Origin of the sequence: Streptomyces sp. NPDC008086, from assembly GCF_042957325.1 — a bacterium.
Classification (GTDB): domain Bacteria; phylum Actinomycetota; class Actinomycetes; order Streptomycetales; family Streptomycetaceae; genus Streptomyces.
On the sequence record NZ_JBIBIA010000001.1, the window covers coordinates 834,813 to 855,725 of the forward strand.

Sequence of the window (20,913 nt, forward strand, 5' to 3'; positions counted from 1 at the left end):
GGGGGGGGGCGGGCGCGGGGGGGGGTGTGTCACTTGCAGCGTTGGGTGGGGGGGGGGGGGGGGGGGGGGGGGGGGGGGGGGGGGGGGGGGGGGGGGGGCCCCCCCCCCCCCCCCCCACGGCGGACATGGGTTACTTCTTCTCGGGGACCTGGTTGCAGTGGCAGCCGCAGAAGACGCAGTCAGTGTGCAGGGACTCCGTGACGAGCTCGGCGGGGACCGCCTCCAGCTCGAAGGACTCCACGGTCAGGCTGCTCAGGTCGGCGAGATCGTTCTGCATGAAGACGTACCTTTCTGTTGGCCTTCTTCCGGGCATGCCCCGGAAGCCGCCCGGTGTTGGACACCGGGAAGTCATGGGAGGTACAGCAGGGGGCGGGGGGAGACTCAGCGGGTGAGCAGGACGCGGCCGGTCAGCGCCGGCAGGCCCGCCGCGACGGCCGGCGGCAGGGTGCTCACCAGGACCGCCTCACGACCACGCCGCGCGAGTGCGGCCAGGAGGCCCGCCAGGTCGACGGCCCCGGACTCGGGAGGTGCCGACGCGGGAAGTGCGCACTCCGGCAGGGCGGGCGCCGCGGGCGCGGGCTCCGCCGACCCGGCGGGCAACGGCGGCCACGACTCCGGGCACACGAGCGAGCGGGCGCTGTCGAGGCGCGGTGTGTCGTACGGGAGTTGCAGCAGGCCCGCCAGTTCCAGTACGGCGGTGTGCAGCGCCTCGGCCCTGGTCAGGCCGATGGCCGCCACCTGTACCGGGCGGCGTCGGTCGCCGGTCGGCGGCTCGGCGCGGGCGACCACGACGCGGGCCGGCTCGGCGGGGTCGGGGGCGGGCAGCTCACCGAAGCGCGGTTCGCCCGCCGAGCGCCGCAGAGCGGGGAGGATCGACAGCTCCTTGCTGTCACGTTCCTCGGTGGTGAGTTCCAGCGGCTGAACCGTCACCTCGCCGCGGAGGCCCGCCTCGACGCGCTCGTGCAGCAGCACGGAGAGGACTCCGGCGAGCGCGGTCTCCTCGAAGGTCGCCCCCGCCCCGTAGCCGACCGCCGCACCGACACTGTCCGTCCCGGCGGGGGCGAAGGCGATGTGCTGCGGTATCCAGGTCAGGGTGCGACGGCTCAGCGAGAAGGCGGGCACCCAGGTGGACTTCTCCGCGGGGCCGTCCCCCGGAGCCGCCGGCCTTCGACGGGTGCCGAAGCGCGCGGCGGACAGCGCGTCCGAGCCCTCGTCCGTCAGCTGTTCCCAGGTGCCGAGGGTCTTCGGCAGGGAGGACGGGGTGCGGTCGTCGGCGGCCGTGCGGCGGACCATGCGTTCGAGAGCGTCGATCCGCGCGGCCTCCAACGTCGCGAAGCTGAACCCGTAGGCGTGCCGGGCGGTGCCCGGATCCGTCGTGGCACCGGCCCGGGTGGCCGGGGCTCGCACCCTGCCGGTCTTCACCAGGAGTTGGGGCAGTTCCTGGTCGTCGTAGTCCGCGAGCGGGCCGAGGGTCGGGGCGAGTGCCGCCGTCTGGGCGGCGGCGCGCTGCTCGCTGTCGCGGGGCAGGTCATGGCGCCCGGAGGACAGTTCCAGGATGCGATCGGTGCATTCGTCGAGGGATTCCTCGTGGTTGCAGTGCGGGCATGACGGGTGGGCGGCCAAGGGTTCCCGTGTGCTCTCCAGGGAGAGCGGGTCGCGTAGGACGACACCGTTCACGAGTTCCGACTCGATACAGCCGGAGAGAGTCCTGAAGAGCTCCGCGGCCAGTTCACTTCCGGCGGCGGCGGAAACGGCCGGGAAGAGCTCGACGGGCGGTTCCCCCTGCGCGGCTGACGTTCCCGATGCTTCCGTCGTTCCCGTCCGCGCGGTCCTGAGCCGGAGGCAGTGCCAGCATGAGTCCCTCGTCGCGCCGTGCCGTACCAGGGGGCCGAGCAGCAGGCGGTCGGCTGTCGCGTGCCCGGCGAGGAACAGCGGTCCTCGCTGCGCGGCGTGGTCGGCGAGGGCGGCGACGAGTCCGGCCGACGGGCCTTCGGGGAGGACGAGGAGGGCGTCGGGGCGCCAGCTCGCCGCCCGTGCGAGCACGGCGGCGTCGTCCTGCCCGGGGAACACTTCCAGGTCGTCGGGTGCGTCGTCGACGGAGCCGCACAGGGCCACCTGCCGCACGCCGTTGCGCAGCAGCAGGCGTACCGCCGACGCGGCGCCGGGGCCTTCGCCGACCACCAGTACCCGGGCCTCCCTGACCTTCCGGAAGGCTGCCTGCGGCGTGTCCGTGTGATGGGCCAGGTAGGAGATCTGCTCGGCGAAGCGGGACCGGGTGGCCGCGTCGAGCACTCCCTCCGGCTCGACGCGGCGTACCCGGAGAAAGCCGCTGCGCACCAGCTGGGCGAGCAGCCGCCGGACCGCCGCCGCCCGGTCCGCGTCGAGCCCCGCGCACAGGCGCTCGGCCGTGCATCCGACGGAGAGCGCGGGCGCCAACGCCGTGAGCCAGCGGTAGGCGGATGCCCCTTTCAGGAAGAAATCCTCGCGTCCTCCTCTGAGCAGCACCCCTTCGGGCGTTTCGAGAAATGCGGCGTCCTGCCTCAGGAACAGCTCTTCGCTGTCCAAGAATCCCCCTCGTTCTCAGGTAGCGGTGTACACGCCGGTGGGCGTCGTACGGCGGCTCGCGCCATGGCGGTGAGGCCGTCGAGGAAGGCCTGCGCGGCCGTCAGGCCACGGAGCCGATCCGTCCCGCGGGCCGCCCGGCCGCGTCGTGATGGATCGGTGTGTGAGCCCCCGTCAGGGACACCCCGCTGCCGCCCCGTCGGCTCGCGACGATCTCCGCGGCGATCGACAGGGCCGTCTCCTCCGGGGTGCGGGCGCCGAGGTCCAGTCCGATGGGGGACCTGAGCCGGGCCAGCTCCAGTTCGCTCACGCCGACTTCCCTGAGCCGGTCGTTGCGGTCCAGGTGGGTGCGGCGGGAGCCCATCGCGCCGACGTACGCGACCGGCAGCCGCAGCGCGAGTTGGAGCAGAGGTACGTCGAACTTGGCGTCGTGGGTGAGGACGCACAGGACCGTCCGGGCGTCGACGGACGTCCGCTCCAGGTACTTGTGCGGCCACTCGACGACGATCTCGTCGGCCTCCGGGAAGCGGGCCTTCGTCGCGAAGACCGGGCGGGCGTCGCACACGGTCACGTGGTAGTTCAGGAACTTGCCGACGCGTACCAGCGCCGAAGCGAAGTCGATGGCACCGAAGACGATCATCCGGGGTGCCGGGACCGAGGACTCGACCAGCACCGTGAGCGGGGCGCCGCAGCGCGATCCCTGTTCGCCGATCTCCAGGGTGCCGGTGCGGCCCGCGTCCAGCAGGGCACGGGCCTCCGCCGCGACCGTGCGGTCCAGTTCGGGGTGGGCGCCGAAACCGCCGTCGTAGCCGCCGTCGGGGCCGACGAGCAGAGCGTGGCCCATCAGTTCGGCCGGCCCGGACACGATCCGGGCCACCGCCGCCGCCTCCCCGCTCGCGGCCGCCCGCAGCGCGGTCGCGAGAACGGAGCGGTAGGGGTCGGCGGCCCGTACCGGCGTGACGAGGATGTCGATGACGCCGCCGCAGGTCAGCCCGACCGCGAAGGCGTCGTCGTCGCTGTAGCCGAAGCGTTCCAGGACCGTCTCGCCGTCCTGCAGCGCCTGTTGGCACAGCTCGTACACGGCGCCCTCCACACAACCGCCGGAGACCGAGCCGATGGCGGTGCCGTCGGCGTCCACCGCGAGCGCGGCACCGGGTTGCCGGGGTGCGCTGCCGCCGACCGCCACCACGGTGGCCACGGCGAAGTCACGTCCCTGCTCGACCCACCGGTGCAACTCCTCGGCGATGTCCAACATCTCTCGGTCTCCTTGACAGCGGTTGTGTGGACGGCGTTTCCCGGGATCCGATCCGGGAGCGGCTAGTGCACGCCCATCCAGTTCTCAATGGGATTGAGGGCGAAGTAGACGATGAAGATGCCTGTCAGCGCCCACATGAACGCCCCGATCTCCCGCGCCTTGCCCTGCGCGATCTTGATGGCGACGTACGAGATGACACCGGCCGCGACACCGGCCGTGATCGAGTACGTGAACGGCATGAGCACGACGGTGAGGAACACCGGGATGGCGGTGGCCCGGTCGGCCCAGTCCACGTGGCGGGCGTTCATCATCATCATGGCGCCGATCACCACCAGGGCGGCGGCCGCGACCTCGCCCGGCACGATCGCGGTGAGGGGGGTGAAGAACAGACAGGCCGCGAAGAACAGGCCGGTGACGACCGAGGAGAGACCTGTGCGGGCGCCCTCGCCGACGCCGGTCGCCGACTCGACGAACACGGTCTGCCCGGACGCGCCGGCCACGCCGCCGATCGCACCGCCGGCGCCGTCGATGAACAGCGCCTTGGACAGGCCCGGCATCCGGCCCTTGTCGTCGGCCAGCTTGGCCTCGGTGCCGACGCCGATGATGGTCGCCATCGCGTCGAAGAACCCGGCGAGCACGAGCGTGAACACGATCATGCCGACCGTCATCGCGCCGACCTCGCCCCAGCCGCCGAACTCGACGTTGCCGAAGATCGAGAAGTCGGGCATGGACACCGCGCTGCCGTGCAGTTCGGGTGCGGCGCCGCCCGCCCACTGCTTGGGGTCGATGACGTCGAAGGCGTTGAGGGCGACGGCGAGGACGGTGCCGCCGACGATGCCGATCAGGATGGCGCCGGGGACGCCGCGCGCCTGGAGCATGAAGATCGCGAGCAGGGTGACGGCGAAGAGCAGTACCGGCCAGCCGGCGAGTTCCCCGGCCGGGCCGAGGGTGACCAGGGTGGACTCGCCCTGGTGCACGAAACCGGCCTTGGCGAAGCCGATCAGCGCCACGAACAGGCCGATGCCCATGGTGATCGCGTGCTTGAGTGCCAGCGGGATCGCGTTCATGATCATCTCGCGTAGGCCGGTGACGACCAGCAGCATGATGACGACGCCGTACATCACACACATGCCCATGGCCTGCGGCCACGTCATCTGCGGGGCGACCTGCGAGGCGAGGACGCCGGAGACGGACAGGCCGGCGGCGAGGGCCAGCGGCACCTTGCCGAAGAAGCCCATCAGGAGCGTGGTGAAGGCCGCCGCGAACGCGGTCGCGGTGATGAGGGCCTTCTGGGCGAGCATGTCCCCGGCCACGTCCTTGCCGGACAGGATCAACGGGTTGAGCAGGAGGATGTACGCCATCGCCATGAAGGTGGTGACGCCGCCGCGCACCTCACGCGCGACCGTGGATCCTCGGTGGGATATGTGGAAGTACCGGTCGAGCCACGACCTGCCGGCCGGGACGCGGGTTCCTTCTCCCGCGTCTTCGGCCGACGTCGTCGGCTCCAGTGACTGCTGGGTCATGTGGGGCCTACTCCCAAGGTTCAAAGGGGCACCCGCGCGGCCGACCTGACAGCAGCGGGATTTGGGAAGGTGCTTCGGCCGCACGACCCGGGGGACGGCCCGAGGCGAACGATCAGGATCCGGTGAACGGGATCCGTGGTGCTGGTACTTGCTGGGGAGTCAAGTGCCGCGAGCGGTGCGGTACTTGGTTCCTCCGGGCGGCGCGGCGAAGTGTGACGTTCCCGGCGCCGCCCGGAGAGCTTTGCTACGCCGTTCCGGTGAGGTGCTCCGGACGTACCGGCGTGCGGTTGAGCTCCAGCCCGGTCGCGTTCCGGATCGCCGCGAGGACGGCCGGGGTGGACGACAGGGTGGGGGCCTCGCCGATGCCCCGCAGCCCGTACGGGGCGTGGTCGTCGGCGAGTTCGAGCACGTCGACGGGGATGATCGGCGTGTCGAGGATCGTGGGGAGCAGGTAGTCCGTGAAGGACGGGTTCCTGACCTTCGCGGTCTTGGGGTCGACGATGATCTCCTCCATCACCGCGACGCCCATGCCCTGGAGCGTGCCGCCCTGGATCTGCCCGATGACGGACAGCGGGTTGAGCGCCTTGCCGACGTCCTGGGCGCAGGCCAGCTCGATCACCTTGACCAGGCCGAGCTCGGTGTCGACCTCGACGACGGCGCGGTGCGCGGCGAAGGAGTACTGCACGTGCCCGTTGCCCTGGCCGGTGCGCAGGTCGAAGGCCTCGGTGGGACGGTGCCGCCACTCGGCCTCGACCTCGACGCTCTCGCCTTCGAGTACGTCGACCAGGTCGGCGAGCACTTCGCCGCCGTCGGTGACGACCTTGCCGCCCTCCAGGAGCAGCTCGGCGGTGGCCCAGGCGGGGTGGTAGGAGCCGAACTTGCGGCGCCCGATCTCCAGGACCTTCTCGCGGACCAGCTCGCAGGAGTTCTTGACGGCGCCGCCGGTGACGTACGTCTGCCGGGAGGCGGACGTGGAGCCGGCCGAGCCGACCTGGGTGTCCGCGGGGTGGATCGTGACCTGGGTGACGCCCAGCTCGGTGCGGGCGATCTGCGCGTGGACGGTGACGCCGCCCTGGCCGACCTCGGCCATCGCGGTGTGCACGGTGGCGACGGGCTGGCCGGCGATGACCTCCATGCGCACCTTGGCGGTGGAGTAGTCGTCGAAGCCCTCGGAGAAGCCGACGTTCTTGATGCCGACCGCGTAGCCGACACCGCGGACGACGCCTTCGCCGTGCGTGGTGTTGGACAGACCGCCCGGCAGCTGCCGTACGTCCGCGCCCTCGCTGGACTCCCACTGGCGCTCGGGCGGCAGCGGCATCGCCTTGACACGGCGCAGCAGTTCGGCGACCGGGGCCGGGGAGTCGACCGGCTGCCCGGTCGGCATGATGGTCCCCTGCTCCATCGCGTTCAGCTGCCGGAAGGCCACCCGGTCCATGCCGACCGCGTCGGCGAGCTTGTCCATCTGCGCCTCGTAGGCGAAGCACGCCTGGACCGCGCCGAAGCCGCGCATGGCGCCGCAGGGCGGGTTGTTGGTGTAGAGGGCGATGGCCTCGATGTCGACGTCGTCGACCACGTACGGGCCGATCGACAGCGAGGAGGCGTTGCCGACGACGGCCGGGGAGGCGGAGGCGTACGCGCCGCCGTCCAGCACGATCCGGCACTTCACGTGGGTGAGCTTGCCGTCCTTGGTGGCGCCGTGCTCGTAGTACAGCTTGGCGGGGTGGCGGTGGACGTGCCCGAAGAACGACTCGAAGCGGTTGTAGACGATCTTGACGGGCTTGCCGGTGCGCATCGCCAGCAGACAGGCGTGGATCTGCATCGACAGGTCCTCGCGGCCGCCGAAGGCACCGCCGACGCCGGACAGCGTCATGCGGACCTTGCTCTCGGGCAGGCCGAGGACCGGCGCGATCTGCTTCAGGTCGGAGTGCAGCCACTGGGTGGCGATGTAGAGGTGGACGCCGCCGTCCTCGTCCGGCACGGCGAGACCCGACTCGGGGCCGAGGAAGGCCTGGTCCTGCATGCCGAAGGTGTACTCGCCCGTGACGACGAAGTCGGCCCGCTCGGCGGCCGCCGCGGCGTCGCCGCGGAGGATCGGCTGGCGGTGGACGATGTTCGGGTGCGGGACGTGGCCGCTGTGGTGGTCGTCGCGGTCCTCGTGGACGAGGATCGCGTCCGGGGCGGTCGCGGAGGCCTCGTCGGTGATGACGGGCAGCTCGCGGTAGTCGACCTTGATCTTGGCGGCGGCGCGGCGCGCCGTCTCCGGGTGGTCGGCGGCGACGATCGCGACCGGCTCACCGTGGTGGCGTACCTTGCCGTGGGCGAGAACCGGGGTGTCCTGGATCTCCAGGCCGTAGTTCTTCACGTCGGTCGGCAGGTCGTCGTACGTCATGACGGCGTAGACACCGGCCATGGCGAGGGCCTCGCTCGTGTCGATGGACACGATCTCGGCGTGCGCGACGGTGGACCGGAGGATCTGTCCCCAGAGCATGTCCTCGTGCCACATGTCGGACGAGTACGCGAACTCGCCGGTGACCTTGAGGGTGCCGTCCGGGCGGAGCGTGGACTCACCGATGCCGCCCTTGGTCTGGGACCCCTGGGTGATCTTCGTGGGAGCGCCGTTGGTGGGCATGTCGCTCAGACCGCCTCTCCCTGCCGGGCGGCCGCGAGGCGGACCGCGTCCATGATCTTCTCGTAACCGGTGCAGCGGCACAGGTTGCCCGACAGGGCCTCGCGGATGTCCGCGTCGGTCGGGTTGGGGTTGCGCTCCAGCATCTCGTCGGCGGCGACCAGCAGACCGGGCGTGCAGAAACCGCACTGGACGGCGCCGGCGTCGATGAACGCCTGCTGGACCGGGGACAGTTCGGTGCCCTCGCCGGTCTGCGAGTCCTGCCCCTTGGCCGCCCAGTGCTGAGCGTCCTGGAGCGAGGTCCCCGCCTTGCCGTCCGTACCGCAGGCGCCGGTCGCGCAACCACCGTGTTCGGCACGCTGCTTGGCGAAGTCGGCCAGACCCTCGACGGTCACGACCTCGCGGCCCTCGACCTGTCCGGCCGCGACGAGACACGCACAGACGGGCTCCCCGTCGAGCCGGACCGTGCAGGACCCGCACTCGCCCTGCTCACAGGCGTTCTTCGACCCCGGCAGACCGAGCCGCTCGCGCAGCACGTACAGCAGGGACTCGCCCTCCCACACGTCGTCGGCTTCCTGCGGACGTCCGTTGACAGTGAAGTTGACGCGCATCAGGCGACTCCCTCCGTGCGGGCGGCGGTGCCGCGGTACGACTCCCAGGTCCAGGTCAGCGTGCGGCGCGCCATGACGCCGACCGCGTGGCGGCGGTAGCTCGCCGTGCCCCGGACGTCGTCGATCGGGTTGCAGGCGCCGGAGCACAGCTCCGCGAACTGCCTGGCGACCGACGGGGTGATGATCTTGCCGTTGTCCCAGAAGCCGCCCTCTTCGAGCGCGGCGTTCAGGAACTCCTCGGCGGCCTTGGCCCGCACGGGCGTCGGGGCGGCCGAGCCGATCCCGGTCCGCACGGTCCGCGTCTCGGGGTGCAGCGCGAGCCCGAAGGCACACACGGCGATGACCATGGCGTTCCTGGTCCCCACCTTGGAGTACTGCTGCGGCCCGTCGGCCTTCTTGATGTGCACGGCCCGGATGAGCTCGTCGGCGGCCAGCGCGTTGCGCTTGACGCCGGTGTAGAACTCGTCGATCGGGATACGGCGGCTGCCGCGCACCGACTCGACCTCGACCTCGGCGCCCGCCGCGAGGAGGGCGGGGTGGGCGTCACCGGCCGGGGAGGCGGTGCCGAGGTTGCCGCCGACGCCGCCGCGGTTGCGGATCTGCGGGGAGGCGACCGTGTGCGAGGCCAGGGCGAGGCCCGGCAGCTCGGCACGCAGGTGCTCCATGATGCGGGTGTACGGGACGGAGGCCCCGAGCCGCACGCTGTCCTCGCCGACCTCCCACTCGTAGAGGTCGCCGATGCGGTTCAGGTCGAGAAGGTACTCGGGCCGGCGGTGGTCGAAGTTGATCTCGACCATCACATCGGTGCCACCCGCAATCGGCACAGCGGTGGGGTGCTCTGCCTTAGCGGCGAGCGCCTCCTCCCAGCTGGCGGGGCGAAGGAAGTCCATGACCGGCTCTCTTCTTCTTCGTCTCGTGGGTCGTACGGTTTGAGCCAGATCAGGTGCGGCGGGCCCGGCTCGTTCATGTGCTGTTAACGCGGATTGACGTCAGTACACAGCGCGCTGCTCCACCGGGGTCAGTCACGGAAACCATGAAGGAGTTGGCTGGCCAGGGCGGTCATCTTGTAGATTCGTATGAATGGAGGCCACCAGTAACCTCCACGCTTTCCTCTGGAAACATCCGGCACGAGGCTGTGACCTGGGACACGGTCCGAAAGACGACGAGCACCGCCCCGGGCGCCGCTCACCGGCCCACAGACCGGCCTCACCACAGACCCATCAAGATTCATCGTAGATTTCGAGACAAAGAACGGCGGCGACGAGAATGCGGCTGCGCGCACTGCTGGACACCGACGCGCTGGGCCTCAAGCTGCTCGGCGGCGAGGACGAGCTGGACCGCACCGTGCGCGGTGTGATGACCACCGACCTCAGGGACCCCAGCCGCTACCTCTCCGGCGGCGAGCTGGTGCTCACGGGGCTGGCCTGGCGCCGCGACTCCGCCGACTCCGAGCCTTTCGTCCGCCTCCTGGCCCAGGCCGGCGTGGCGGCGCTGGGGGCCGGCGAGGCCGAGCTCGGCGACATCCCCGACGACCTGGTGCTGGCCTGCGCCCGCCACCGCCTCCCCCTGTTCGCGGTGCACGAGTCGGTGGCGTTCGCGACGATCACCGAGCATGTCGTACGGCAGGTGAGCGGCGAGCGGGCCGGGGATCTCGCGGCCGTGGTCGACCGGCACCGCCGGATGATGACCTCGGGCCCGGCGGGCGGCGGCCCGGACGTGGTCCTGGACCTCCTCGGCTCGGACCTGGACCTGCGGGCGTGGGTGCTGTCACCGACGGGCCGGCTCATCGCCGGCTCGAAGGTCGGCGGCCCGGCGCTGGCCCCCGAGGTGTGCGCGAGGCTGGCGGCGGAGCATCTGACGGCAGCCCGTACGGGCCGTCGCGGCCCACACCGGCTGCCGCTGGGCAGCGCGCAGTACTCGCTCTTCCCGATCCGCAGCACCGGCCGCTCGGCGCAGGCCGCGCGCGACGTGCGCGAGACGGTGCTGTCGGAGTGGCTGCTGGCCGTGGAGGCCGACGCGAGCGACTGGCCTGAGGAGCGCCTCGACCTGCTCCAGGGCGTCACCCAGCTGATCGCGGTGGAACGCGACCGGCGCGACGCCGCCCGCACGGTCCGCCGACGGCTCGCCCAGGAGGTCCTGGAACTGGTCCAGACGGGCGCGGCACCCGCCGAGATCGCCGCCCGCCTGCGCGTGGCGGCCCCGGTCCTGCTGCCCGGCCTCGGCGCGGCCCCCCACTGGCAGGTGGTCGTGGCCCGAGTCGAGTGGGAGGACGGAGGCGACATCGAGGAGGGCCCGATCGCCCAGTCCCTCCTGGAGGAGATCCTCGTCGACCCGCTCGCCACCGGCCCCGAACCGTCCGACCGCATCGCCGTGGCCCACACCGGCGACGAGGCCATCGCCCTGGTCCCCCTGCCGGCCGTCTCCTCGGAGCACGACGGCTCGGAGACCGGCATCCTCGCCGACGCGCTCCTCGACTCGGTCCGCGACGCCCTGTCGGCGGGCCTGGACGGCGACGGCCGGGTCACGCTCGGCGTGAGCGCTGCCGTGCACTCCGCGGAGGGCCTGCGCGGCGCCCTGGAGGAGGCCCGGCACGCCCGCCGGGTGGCCGCGGCACGCCCCGGCCGGGTCTGCGCCGCGGGCCACCAGGAGCTGGCCTCGCACGTCCTCCTGCTGCCCTTCGTCCCGGACGACGTACGCCGCGCCTTCACGGCCCGCCTCCTCGACCCCCTGCGCGACTACGACCGCCGCCACCGCGCCGAGCTGATCCCCACCCTCGAGGCGTTCCTCGACTGCGACGGCTCCTGGACGCGCTGTGCGACCCGTCTCCACCTGCACGTCAACACACTGCGCTACCGAGTGGGCAGAATCGAGCAGTTGACGAGCCGTGACCTCTCCCGGCTGGAGGACAAGCTGGATTTCTTCTTGGCATTGCGGATGAGTTGACCCCACCGGGCTCCCCCGCCGCACGGCACCAAGTGCCGCCGCTGTCCCACGACTTTGTGAAATCCTTCACCCACCCTCTTGGCCGAACCCGTCGATCCGTGCTGAGATGCCGCCACCACTCAACAGCTCGATGGCGTGCTCGGGGAGGGCGAGGTGGCGTATACCGCCATGTCTGGTAACGGAACGACCGCCGGTGACGATCCACTCCAGACCGCGGTATGGCGGCTGCGCTCACGCGCGTGCTGGGCGGACGCGGCGGCCCTGCTACAGCCGGTGACCGCGCAGGCCGCGCTGCAGCGGGCGTCGCTGCTGGTGGAGCGCTGTCTCTACACCGAGCAGGGCTGGGAGGAGGCCGAGGACGCGCTCCGTACGGCCGAGGCGCTCGCGCACAGTGACGACGAGCGGGGCGCTGCCGCTTGTGAACGCGGGCAACTTGCCTACGCGGCGACGCTGCACTCGGTGCGCGATCGGGCCGACGAGGCGCGGGCCGCGTTGGGGCGGGCGGCAGCGCTGATCCCTCCGGGGGCCGCGGGGAGGGCGCTGCTGGACTTCCGCCGCGGGCTCCTGGCGGAGAACCTGGCGCGCTCGCCGCAGGCGGCCCGCGCCGCGTACCGCCGGGCCCACGCGGGCGCGACGGCCCACGCCGACCCCCTCCTCCTCTCCTTCACCTGGCGCCACCTCGCCGGACTCGCCCTGCGCGACGGCGAGTTGGCGGAGGCTCGGCACGGCTTCGCCGAGTCCCTCCGCATCCGAGAGGAACTGGGCTACCTGGTGGGCACCGCCCCCGCGTTGGCGTCCCTCGCCGATGCGGAGACCGAGCCGGAGGCGGCCCGCCTGCGCAACGAGGCCCGCCGCCTCTTCCACCTCCTGGGCGGCGTCCCCACCTGGCTGGCCCGCCAACTGGCCCCCACACCCCCCGCAGCCGCCTAATCCACCCCCCTTTCCTCGCCCCCGCCGCCCCTACCCGTCCCATCCCCAGGGGCTCCGCCCCTTCCACCCCACCAGGGGGGCTCCGCCCCCCTGGACCCCCATCGGCCCTCCGGCCCTCGTCCTCAAACGCCGGACGGGCTGAATATGCCTCGGCCGGCGTAGCCCCTGCGGGTGGGTGGGGGCTCGGGACGGCCTCGACCTCGGACGCCGGACGGACTGGAAGACGTCCGGGGCTGTCCAGCCCCCTGCGGACGGGTGGGGACTCGGGACGGGCTTGACCTCGGACGCGTCCGGGCGGCGTAGCGCCCTGTGGGTGGGGGGGCCGGGACGGGCTTGTTTTCGAGCGCCGGCCTGGGTCGGCCGCGCTGCAGGATGTTGGCCGGTGGACCCACGGACGCCCGGTCGCGCGCGGCGCGAAGGGGACGTGTCGGGGGGTGTCCGCCCGCAGAGTCCGGTGTCAACACGCGGCACCTCCTGGCCTACGACCAGCGCCGGACCGAGGACGGACACCCCCCGGCACGGCCCCGACCCAGCCGCCCACCGAACCGCGCCACACGCACCCCCACCGGACAGCAACAGGCCGCCGCAGGCATCGTCACCCCGCGAAGTGCTCCCCCACGAGCACCCGCACCACATCCACGTCCCCGGCGATCAACGCGTCCAGCAGCGCCGAGTGCTCCGTAGCGTCCGCCAGCAGGTCGGTGCGGCTCCGGGTGGAGGTCCGCAGGGGCCACTGGGCCCGGCGATGGAGGTCGTCCGCGAGCTGGACGAGTTGTTCGTTGCCGCAGAGGGACAGCACAGCGCGATGGAAGGTCCGGTCGGCCTCCGCGTACGTCGCCCGGCACCCGGTGGACGCCGCCCGGACCGTCGCCTCGGCCAACGGCCGCAGGTCCGCCCACCGTTCCGCGGACACCGTACGGGCCAGCCGCAGCATCACCGGAACCTCGATCAACGCCCGCACCTCGGCGAGTTCGGCCAGCTCCCGAGCGCCCCGCTCGACCACCCGGAACCCCCGGTTGGGAACGACCTCGACGGCCCCCTCCTGGGCAAGCTGCTGCATAGCCTCACGCACCGGCGTGGCGGAGACACCGAAACGCTCCCCGAGCGCGGGCGCCGAGTAGACGACGCCCGGCGTCAGCTCCCCGGTGACCAGCGCGGTACGCAGAGCATCGAGGATCTGCCCCCGCACGGAGGCCCGCTGCACCACAGCACGCGGCACCGGCACCGGCATCGGCGGTTCGCTGTGGACATGCTCCCCCCGAGCCGTCGGCACCGACACACCCCGGCCCCGCTCCACACCCCCGGCCCGCCCCTGCGACGGCACCCGCGCGGCCCCGCCCATGGGCGCGCCCGCACCCCCGTCCTCCCCCGACACCTGCGGAATTCCCGTCGCCGCGGAGCCCTGCGCGCCCTGCTTCACGGGTCCTCCTCCGGACGTGTCGGTACTTTGGGTCATTACGGCGTCTTGTTACTCGCCCGTCAAGCACCTTAGGCGCAGAACGCGACAGTTCAAATCGCGGCGATCTTGGGTAAGGTAAGCCTTACCTTCAAAGCCTCGCGGATCGGCGGTCCAGTATGCCCGTGCCCCCCTCGGCCCTCACGGACGCGTACACCCGTCTCACCGAGGTCTTCCCGGGCCTGGACATCACCGAGCTCTCCCCGGACGCACAGCTCCCCCACCACGACGGCTGGATCACCGCCACCGCGCTCGCCGAGGGCACAGCCGGCCTCGACGCCTTCCTGGCCTGGGACGACACACAGATACGACGCGACTACGGACAGCCCGCACGCCCGGACGTCGTCGCCGGCTTCGGCCTGCACCGCTACGCCTGGCCGGTCTGCCTGCTGATCACCGTGCCCTGGTTCCTGCTCCGCCGCGTCCCCCGCTTCCCCGTGACACACATCTCGTACGACCGCACGCCCCCCGGCCTCCCACTGGGCCGCCTGGCGGCCCGCCCCACCACCTTCGCCTGCCTCCCGGGCGACCCGGCCGCCACCCTGCCCGGCGCGAGGGTCGTCCCCGACGAGGAGGCGCTGCGCGCCGAGGTGCGGACCGCCGTCGCCGAGCACCTCGAACCCGTCCTCGCGGGGTTCGGCCCGCGCATGCGCCGCCGCGGGCGAGCACTGTGGGGCATGGCGACCGACGAGATCGTCGAGGGCCTGTGGTATGTCGCCCACCTGTTCGGCGACGGGGAGCAGAACCGGGCGCGACGCGAACTGGAACTGCTGCTGCCGGGCGCGACGAAGCCGTACGTCGGCTCGGCCGCCTTCCGTGAGCTCACCGGCCCGAACGGCGAGTCCCTGCCCACCCGGGACCGGGCGAGCTGCTGCATGTTCTACACGCTGCGCCCCGAGGACACCTGCCCCACCTGCCCGCGCACCTGCGACGCCGACCGGGTCACGAGGCTTCTCGCCACCGCCAGTTGAGGCCCCCTCAGACACAGGCGTGAGCCGCCGTGTCGTAAGATCACTCGCGAGCAGCACACTCGTTCCGGTTACAGGCGTTTCACGAATTCCTCACTTCGCGCAGGAACTTTCCGTGGAACCACCCGCACGGGTAGTGTTGTTCGAACTCAACTCCCGCCCCTCAAGCGGCAGTTCGAGCAGAACGCCGCCCTGGGCATCCCCTTGCACTTCCTTGGCGGCCTCTTGCCCCGAAACCCCCTGAGGGCTAGTGGGATTGGGCCACTATGGCGGGCGTTACGCCCTATCCCAATGCAAGGGACCCCAGATGAGATTGACCGACATATCGCTGAACTGGCTGCTTCCGGGCGCCGTACTGCTCCTGGGCCTGCTGGCGGCGATAGCGGTGCTGCGGCGCGGGAAGACCGCGGGGAAGGAAGCCGGCGCGGACGACTCGTGGGAGCGCAGCGAAGAGCGCCGCAGGCGCAAGGAAGCCATCTACGGCACCGTCTCCTACGTCCTGCTGTTCTGCTGTGCGGCGGTGGCCGCGGCACTCTCCTTCCACGGTCTGGTCGGCTTCGGTGAGCAGAACCTCGGCCTGACCAACGGCTGGCAGTACCTGGTGCCGTTCGGCCTCGACGGCGCGGCGATGTTCTGCTCCGTGCTCGCGGTGCGGGAGGCCAGCCACGGTGACGCGGCCCTCGGCTCCCGGATACTCGTGTGGACCTTCGCGTTCGCCGCCGCCTGGTTCAACTGGGTGCATGCGCCCCGGGGCATCGGCCACGACGGCGCCCCGCACTTCTTCGCCGGCATGTCCCTCTCCGCGGCCGTGCTGTTCGACCGGGCGCTGAAGCAGACCCGCCGGGCCGCCCTGCGCGAGCAGGGTCTGGTGCCCAGGCCGCTTCCGCAGATCCGGATCGTCCGCTGGCTGCGGGCCCCCCGCGAGACCTACAAGGCCTGGTCGCTGATGCTCCTGGAGGGCGTGCGCAGCCTGGACGAGGCGGTCGACGAGGTCCGCGAGGACAAGCGGCAGAAGGACGAGAGCCGACTGCGCCGGCGCGACCAGCAGCGCATGGAGCGGGCCCAGCTGAAGGCCATCAGTCGGGGCCACCGCGGCTTCATCGGCCGTGGCAACGGACGGCAGGTCGAGACACAGGCCCTGGAGCGTGCCTCGGCCCAGGTCACCGCGGAGCCTGCCATATCCACGCCGGAGCAACTGCCCGTACGGTCGCGTCCCTCACTTCAGCCCGTACGCACCGGTTCTGAGCCGGTCGCCGTCGACCTCACCGCGGAGGACGACACCATGGCGCTGCCGCGACTCGACTCCCTGGAGCGCAAGCTCAAGGACCTTGAGCAGCAGTTCGGCTGAGAACACCGCTCATCGACGGGATGGGGCGCGACCCGGGCTCGGGTCGCGCCCCATCCCGTTCGTCGGGCCTCACGCGGCATCCGCGTCGAGTTCGAACCACACCGCCTTGCCCACCCCGTGCGGCTGTACACCCCAGGCGTCCGCGAGGGACTCGACGAGGACCAGGCCTCTGCCGTTCGTACCGTCGTCGGCGACCGGTACGCGCAGTCTGGGCCGGCGGGCCACGAAGTCCCGTACCTCCACCCGGAGTCCGTCCGGTCCGACGGTCGCCGTCAGAACGGCCTCACGGTCGGTGTGGACGATCGCGTTGGTGACGAGTTCGCTGGTGAGCAGTTCGGCTATGTCCGACCGTCCGGGCCTCCCCCAGTGCCGCAACAGGTCCCGCAGGGCCCTGCGGGCCTCCGGTACGGCCCGTAGATCCGCCCGCCCGAGTCTGCGCCTGAGCTGAGGTGGCTGCGCCCGGTCCCCCTCGATCGCGGCCTGGTCCTCCACCGTCTCCACCGAGAAGGCCCCGTACGCTATGGGACCGCCCCCTCGTGCCTGCCTCTTCATGACCCCCGCCCGCGTGCCGATGTCGGTTCCCCTCCTGGCTCGAACACGTTCACGGGATCCATTTCCCATCGGGACCGGCGCCAGTCATGTCGAATCGTCAACGACCAGGTGTTCGGCCAAGGTTGGCGCGGCGCACGCCGGGTGCATGAAACCCGGAACGTCACCCACCGGCCGCCCGGAGGCCGCCGTACGCGACGGGCGGAGCGGGTCGGTCACCGGCCCACGGACCGGCCCGCGGGCCGGAGACGGGCGTCCGGGGTGAGGAGGCGGGGCGGTTCGTCCGCCGGTGGCGCGGGCGGCCGACCTGGGCGGTCCCACCCGGCCGCACGCCGACGCGCGCCCGGGCGGCGGGACCGGACGGGATCGGCCCGGACGCCGATCGCCCGCTGTCGTTCCGGCCGTATGTGACGCGGGCATGAGGCAGTGGGAAGCGCGGCGGCGGGGTGTCGTCGACGTGAACGCCCCGCGCGGGGCCCGCGGCCGGCGAAACTGGCCGGAATTCGCTTGCTCGGCCGTGGTTCGGCCCGTGCCGAGAGCGGGTTGCGGGTGCGGGTGACGGGTGCGGGTGAGTGCGGGGCCGCCCGCCCGACCCCCGTCCGGGAGGGCGGCCCCGCTGGTGCGGTGGTCAGTAGAGCTTGTTGACCGCCGTGGTGGTCGTCTTCTTGAAGGCCTTCACCGGCGCGTCCGCGAAGTCGCCCATCTGCCCCCACAGCACGACGGTGACGGTGCCGCCGTCCCGGCCGACGGAGACGAGGTGGATGTCCATGGCACCCCACGAGGCACGGGTGGCGTAGCCGTGGACACGGGCGCCCTCCTCGACCGGCAGGCTGCCGTAGCTCTTGTGGTCGGCCTCGATGTCCTCGGCGGCGTCCATGCGGGCGACGCAGCGCTTGACCTCCTTGTCGAGGCGGGTGGCGAGCGCCTTGGCCTTGGCACTGTCCCCGACCACGACGTTGAGCTGCTGGGCGTTGGTCTCCAGGTCTGTGCGGAAGGCCCGGTAGCGGGAGTCGTAGGCGAGCAGCGACTCGCCGAAGCAGTACTGCATCTCCTCCGGGACGCCGTCGGTGACCTTGTCGGCGGTCCAGGCGGAGGTGGGGTGCGGCGGGAGTTGGGACGCCGACAGGAACTTCGGCGCGGACGCCTTCGTGGCGGCGCCGGCCGGTGCGGCGGTGAGTGCGGCGCCGGCGGCGAGCGTCGCGACGGCGAGTGCGGCGAGCGCTCCGGTTCGAGTGCGGTTGGGCATGGCTGTCCCCCGTGACGAGATGAGTGCGATGAGAGCGTGAACGTGTGAAAGTGGTCGTCACCGATGGCGGATGGTCCGTCCGGCCCCTGATCGGTGCGACACCAAGAGCATCAGCCGTCACAGCGCACGGCCGCAAGCTCCGTCGCCCGATCCGCGACGGTGGAACCATCCCAGCCCATCTGACGTGCAGGTATATGGAGTGCCTGGGATGCCGTCCCGGGACGGTGAGGACCCGGGGGAACGGTGTACGAAGCACAGGACGACGACGTCCAGGAGTTCGCGGCGGCACTCAGGCGGCTGAAGGACCGCACCGACCGCAGCTACGGTCAGCTGGCCCGCCGCCTGAACATGAACACCTCGACGCTGCACCGCTACTGCGCCGGCGACGCGGTCCCCCTCGACTTCGCGCCGGTGGAACGGTTCGCCGCCCTGTGCGGGGCGACTGCGGAGGAGCGGCTGGAGCTGCACCGGCTGTGGATCCTGGCGGTGGCGGCACGGCAGCGGTCGCGTACGGTGCCTCCGCCCGCGCCCTCGACCGCGCCGGCGGACGCCCCGGCCGCGGACCCGGCCGACGCTCGGCCCGGCACCCCGGTCGAGGAACCGGCAAAGGAACCGGCACCCCACGACCCGCCCCGCCGCCCCTGGTACCGCCGCCGGCGCCTCCTGGTCTCCGCGGCCGTGGCGACCGCCCTCCTCGCCACGCTCGGCAGTCTCTCCGCTCTCCCGGACGACCGCCGTCCCGGTGCGAGCGGCTCCGTCGAGGCCGCCGATCCGCCCCGTACGACATCGCCGGGCACGCCGCGCCCGAAGTCGTCCAAGTCCCCGAGTCCGTCCGCCACGACGCCCTCCCCCGAGGCCGGCGGGTCGAAGACGCCCTCGGCGAAGCCCACCGGGACCGCCGAGGAGCCCTCGAAGGATCCCGGGCAGCGGCGGCCCCCGGCCGGGGTGCCCCTGGCCTGGAGCGCCGACTCCCATGTCTGGCAGGCGGGTTGCGGCCACGACTACGTCATCGGCAGGTCCCCGCAGCAGGTGGCCCCGCCGCCCGCCGCGCAGGACGCCGAGACCTGGGCGGGCTCGCACGACGCCGTGCACGGGCGGCAGACCCTGGTGAAGATCTCCGTACAGGGCCGGACGTCCACGGCCGTCGTCCTGGAGGCACTGCGGGTGCGCGTGGTCGGCCGCGCGGCGCCCGGCGGGGGCAGCTCGTACGCGATGGACAACGGCTGCGGCGGGGCGCTGACGCCCCGCTACTTCGATGTAGACCTCGACAAGGACCGGCCCGTCGCCCTCCCCGCCGACGGCAACGACTCGGGGGTCACCATCCCGGCGATGCGGCTTCCGTACCGGGTGTCCGCCGAGGACCCCGAGGTGCTGCTGATCGACGCGCGGACGAAGAACTGCGCCTGCAGCTGGTACCTCGAACTGGACTGGTCCTCGCAGGGCCGCACCGGCACGGTCCGCGTCGACGACCACGGCCGTCCGTTCCGCACGACGGGCATCGAAGGGCTGCCGCGCTACGAGTACGACACCTCGGCGCGCCAGTGGGTGCCGTACAGCAGCTGAGGGAGCCGGTCACGCCTCCCACACGGCGGCGGCCGTACGGTCGTCCGCGTACCCCTTGACCCGGACCTGGGTGTCGGCGAGGAACTCGGCGAGCCCGGGCGGCTCGGCCGCTGACCAGCGCCCCGTCAGGTGGGCGGCGAGTTCGGGTTCGCCGCGCAGGGGGTCGGCGAGGCCGCCGGTGCACATCAGCAGGGCGTCGCCGGGGCGGGCCACGGAGGCACGGAAGCGGAAGGGCTCGCGGGGCGGCTCGGGGGCGGGGTCGTAGGGGCTCGGGGGTGTGGTGATGCCGAGGTCCATGGTGAGGCGGTCGCCCTCGGGGGTCTCGGCGGGCAACGAGCCGAAGCCGACGACCGGGTCGCCGGTGACGTCGGTGACGCGGGGCTCGATGTCCTGCCATTCGCCGTCGCGCAGCCGGAACAGCCCGCCCGGGCCGACGCCGAAGAACACGCGGGTGCGGCACTCGGGGTCGGCGGGCAGCAGGAGGCAGCGCAGGGTCGCCGCGTACTCCTCGGGTTCGATGCCCTGTTCGGCGGCGCTGGCGCGGAGTTTGCCGAGACTGCGGTCGGTGAGGCGGTGCAGGCCCGACTTCAGGTCGCCGCGCCGGGCGGCCCTGATGTCCTCCGCGAGCTTCGGTTGGCTGCGGCCCACGGCCCGGCCGATCCAGTGGCAGGCCTCGGCCGCGGCGCGGTGGGCGCCCGGGGTGGCCCGGGCGCCGGTGGCCATCGCGACCAGGATCAGGGCGTGGTCGCCGGTGCCGAAGCGGGCGGTGAGGAGGGAGTCGCGTCGGGGTTCGCCCCGGTAGCGGGCGGAGTCGCCGCGCAGCGACACGGCGCGCAGGGTGCAGACGCCGTAGCGGGCGCCGTCGAGGACGGTGTCGGCGACCAGGTCGTCGAGGTCGTCGGGGTCCGCGGGCGGCAGGGCGGTGGGTTCGGCGGCGTAGGTGGGCGGGCCGTGGCCCACGTAGTCGAGGGGGCGCGGGGGCGGCACGGGTTCGGGCGGTGGCTCCACGGTGAATCCCGGCGGTTTCGGCAGCCCGGGCGGGAACGTCGACCGGCCCGGTACGGGGTCCGGGTCGGCTCGCGGCGACGGAACGGCCGCGCCCGTCTCCGGGGCCTTCGTGCCGGGGACCCCGGCCGCCGCAGGCTGGTTCACCGCGCCCGCCGCCGAGGCGAACCGGTCGTCCAGTGAGTCGGGCGCCGCCGTGGGGCCCGTGTCCTCGGTGAAGTCACCGTACAGCTGACCCCACCAGTCGTCCTCGTGACCGGTGGGCCTTCCCCCCTGCTGGCTCATGCCCCCAATTGTCCACCGCACGGGCCGGATGAAAACGGGGCAT

The 20,913-nt window shown here is 72.4% G+C and carries 16 protein-coding genes; 5 read left to right on the plus strand and 11 right to left on the minus strand.

Annotated features, from left to right (window positions below):
* Positions 1–130: 130 nt before the first annotated feature.
* The 7 genes from ACFZBP_RS03620 to ACFZBP_RS03650 all read right to left on the minus strand — a co-directional run bounded on the left by ACFZBP_RS03620 (position 131) and on the right by ACFZBP_RS03650 (position 9,467).
* Positions 131–277, minus strand: coding sequence for a hypothetical protein (locus tag ACFZBP_RS03620; RefSeq protein WP_234766714.1), 147 nt, complete (start codon positions 275–277; stop codon positions 131–133).
* Between the two features lie 104 nt (positions 278–381).
* The gene (locus ACFZBP_RS03625) at positions 382–2,565 is read right to left on the minus strand and encodes a TOMM precursor leader peptide-binding protein (protein ID WP_391409609.1); all 2,184 of its coding nucleotides are present in this window, start codon (positions 2,563–2,565) and stop codon (positions 382–384) included.
* Between the two features lie 100 nt (positions 2,566–2,665).
* Complete coding sequence (locus ACFZBP_RS03630; protein WP_391409610.1) at positions 2,666–3,817, minus strand: XdhC family protein; 1,152 nt, start codon at positions 3,815–3,817, stop codon at positions 2,666–2,668.
* Between the two features lie 62 nt (positions 3,818–3,879).
* Positions 3,880–5,340, minus strand: coding sequence for a solute carrier family 23 protein (locus ACFZBP_RS03635; RefSeq protein ID WP_391409611.1), 1,461 nt, complete (start codon positions 5,338–5,340; stop codon positions 3,880–3,882).
* 244 nt (positions 5,341–5,584) lie between these two features.
* Positions 5,585–7,969, minus strand: a complete 2,385-nt coding sequence (locus tag ACFZBP_RS03640; RefSeq protein WP_391409612.1) for a molybdopterin cofactor-binding domain-containing protein — start codon at positions 7,967–7,969, stop codon at positions 5,585–5,587.
* 5 nt (positions 7,970–7,974) lie between these two features.
* Complete coding sequence (locus tag ACFZBP_RS03645; protein WP_391409613.1) at positions 7,975–8,577, minus strand: 2Fe-2S iron-sulfur cluster-binding protein; 603 nt, start codon at positions 8,575–8,577, stop codon at positions 7,975–7,977.
* Positions 8,577–9,467 (minus strand): FAD binding domain-containing protein, encoded by an 891-nt coding sequence (locus ACFZBP_RS03650; protein ID WP_391409614.1) that lies wholly within the window; start codon positions 9,465–9,467, stop codon positions 8,577–8,579. The genes ACFZBP_RS03645 and ACFZBP_RS03650 overlap by 1 nt, the downstream gene beginning before the upstream one ends.
* 376 nt (positions 9,468–9,843) lie before the next feature.
* Between ACFZBP_RS03650 and ACFZBP_RS03655 the strand changes: the two genes are divergently transcribed.
* Together ACFZBP_RS03655 and ACFZBP_RS03660 are read left to right on the plus strand one after the other, a co-directional pair.
* On the plus strand, positions 9,844–11,520 hold the full coding sequence (locus ACFZBP_RS03655; RefSeq protein WP_391409615.1) for a PucR family transcriptional regulator ligand-binding domain-containing protein: 1,677 nt from the start codon (positions 9,844–9,846) through the stop codon (positions 11,518–11,520).
* A gap of 153 nt (positions 11,521–11,673) precedes the next feature.
* Positions 11,674–12,450 carry a hypothetical protein gene (locus tag ACFZBP_RS03660; protein ID WP_383446517.1) on the plus strand — a complete coding sequence of 259 codons (777 nt, stop codon included), beginning with the start codon at positions 11,674–11,676 and terminating at the stop codon, positions 12,448–12,450.
* Between the two features lie 595 nt (positions 12,451–13,045).
* Here ACFZBP_RS03660 and ACFZBP_RS03665 read toward each other — a convergent pair.
* On the minus strand, positions 13,046–13,870 hold the full coding sequence (locus tag ACFZBP_RS03665) for an FCD domain-containing protein (RefSeq protein ID WP_391409616.1): 825 nt from the start codon (positions 13,868–13,870) through the stop codon (positions 13,046–13,048).
* A gap of 155 nt (positions 13,871–14,025) precedes the next feature.
* Here ACFZBP_RS03665 and ACFZBP_RS03670 point away from each other — a divergent pair, with 155 nt between their 5' ends.
* Together ACFZBP_RS03670 and ACFZBP_RS03675 are read left to right on the plus strand one after the other, a co-directional pair.
* On the plus strand, positions 14,026–14,877 hold the full coding sequence (locus tag ACFZBP_RS03670; RefSeq protein WP_391409617.1) for a (2Fe-2S)-binding protein: 852 nt from the start codon (positions 14,026–14,028) through the stop codon (positions 14,875–14,877).
* 304 nt (positions 14,878–15,181) lie between these two features.
* Entirely contained in the window at positions 15,182–16,222 is a 1,041-nt protein-coding gene (locus tag ACFZBP_RS03675) for a DUF2637 domain-containing protein (RefSeq protein WP_391409618.1), read from the plus strand.
* Positions 16,223–16,291: 69 nt separating this feature from the next.
* Here the strand turns inward: ACFZBP_RS03675 and ACFZBP_RS03680 are convergent, their stop codons facing one another.
* Both ACFZBP_RS03680 and ACFZBP_RS03685 read right to left on the minus strand, forming a co-directional pair.
* Positions 16,292–16,774, minus strand: a complete 483-nt coding sequence (locus ACFZBP_RS03680) for an ATP-binding protein (protein ID WP_079056009.1) — start codon at positions 16,772–16,774, stop codon at positions 16,292–16,294.
* Positions 16,775–17,399: 625 nt separating this feature from the next.
* Positions 17,400–18,017: a hypothetical protein gene (locus ACFZBP_RS03685; RefSeq protein WP_391409619.1), complete on the minus strand. Its 618-nt coding sequence runs from the start codon at positions 18,015–18,017 to the stop codon at positions 17,400–17,402.
* Between the two features lie 243 nt (positions 18,018–18,260).
* On the opposite strand from ACFZBP_RS03685, the gene ACFZBP_RS03690 reads away from it, so the two are divergent.
* Entirely contained in the window at positions 18,261–19,580 is a 1,320-nt protein-coding gene (locus tag ACFZBP_RS03690) for a helix-turn-helix domain-containing protein (protein ID WP_391409620.1), read from the plus strand.
* Between the two features lie 9 nt (positions 19,581–19,589).
* Here ACFZBP_RS03690 and ACFZBP_RS03695 read toward each other — a convergent pair whose 3' ends face one another.
* Entirely contained in the window at positions 19,590–20,870 is a 1,281-nt protein-coding gene (locus tag ACFZBP_RS03695; protein WP_391409621.1) for a protein phosphatase 2C domain-containing protein, read from the minus strand.
* Between the last annotated feature and the right edge of the window lie 43 nt (positions 20,871–20,913).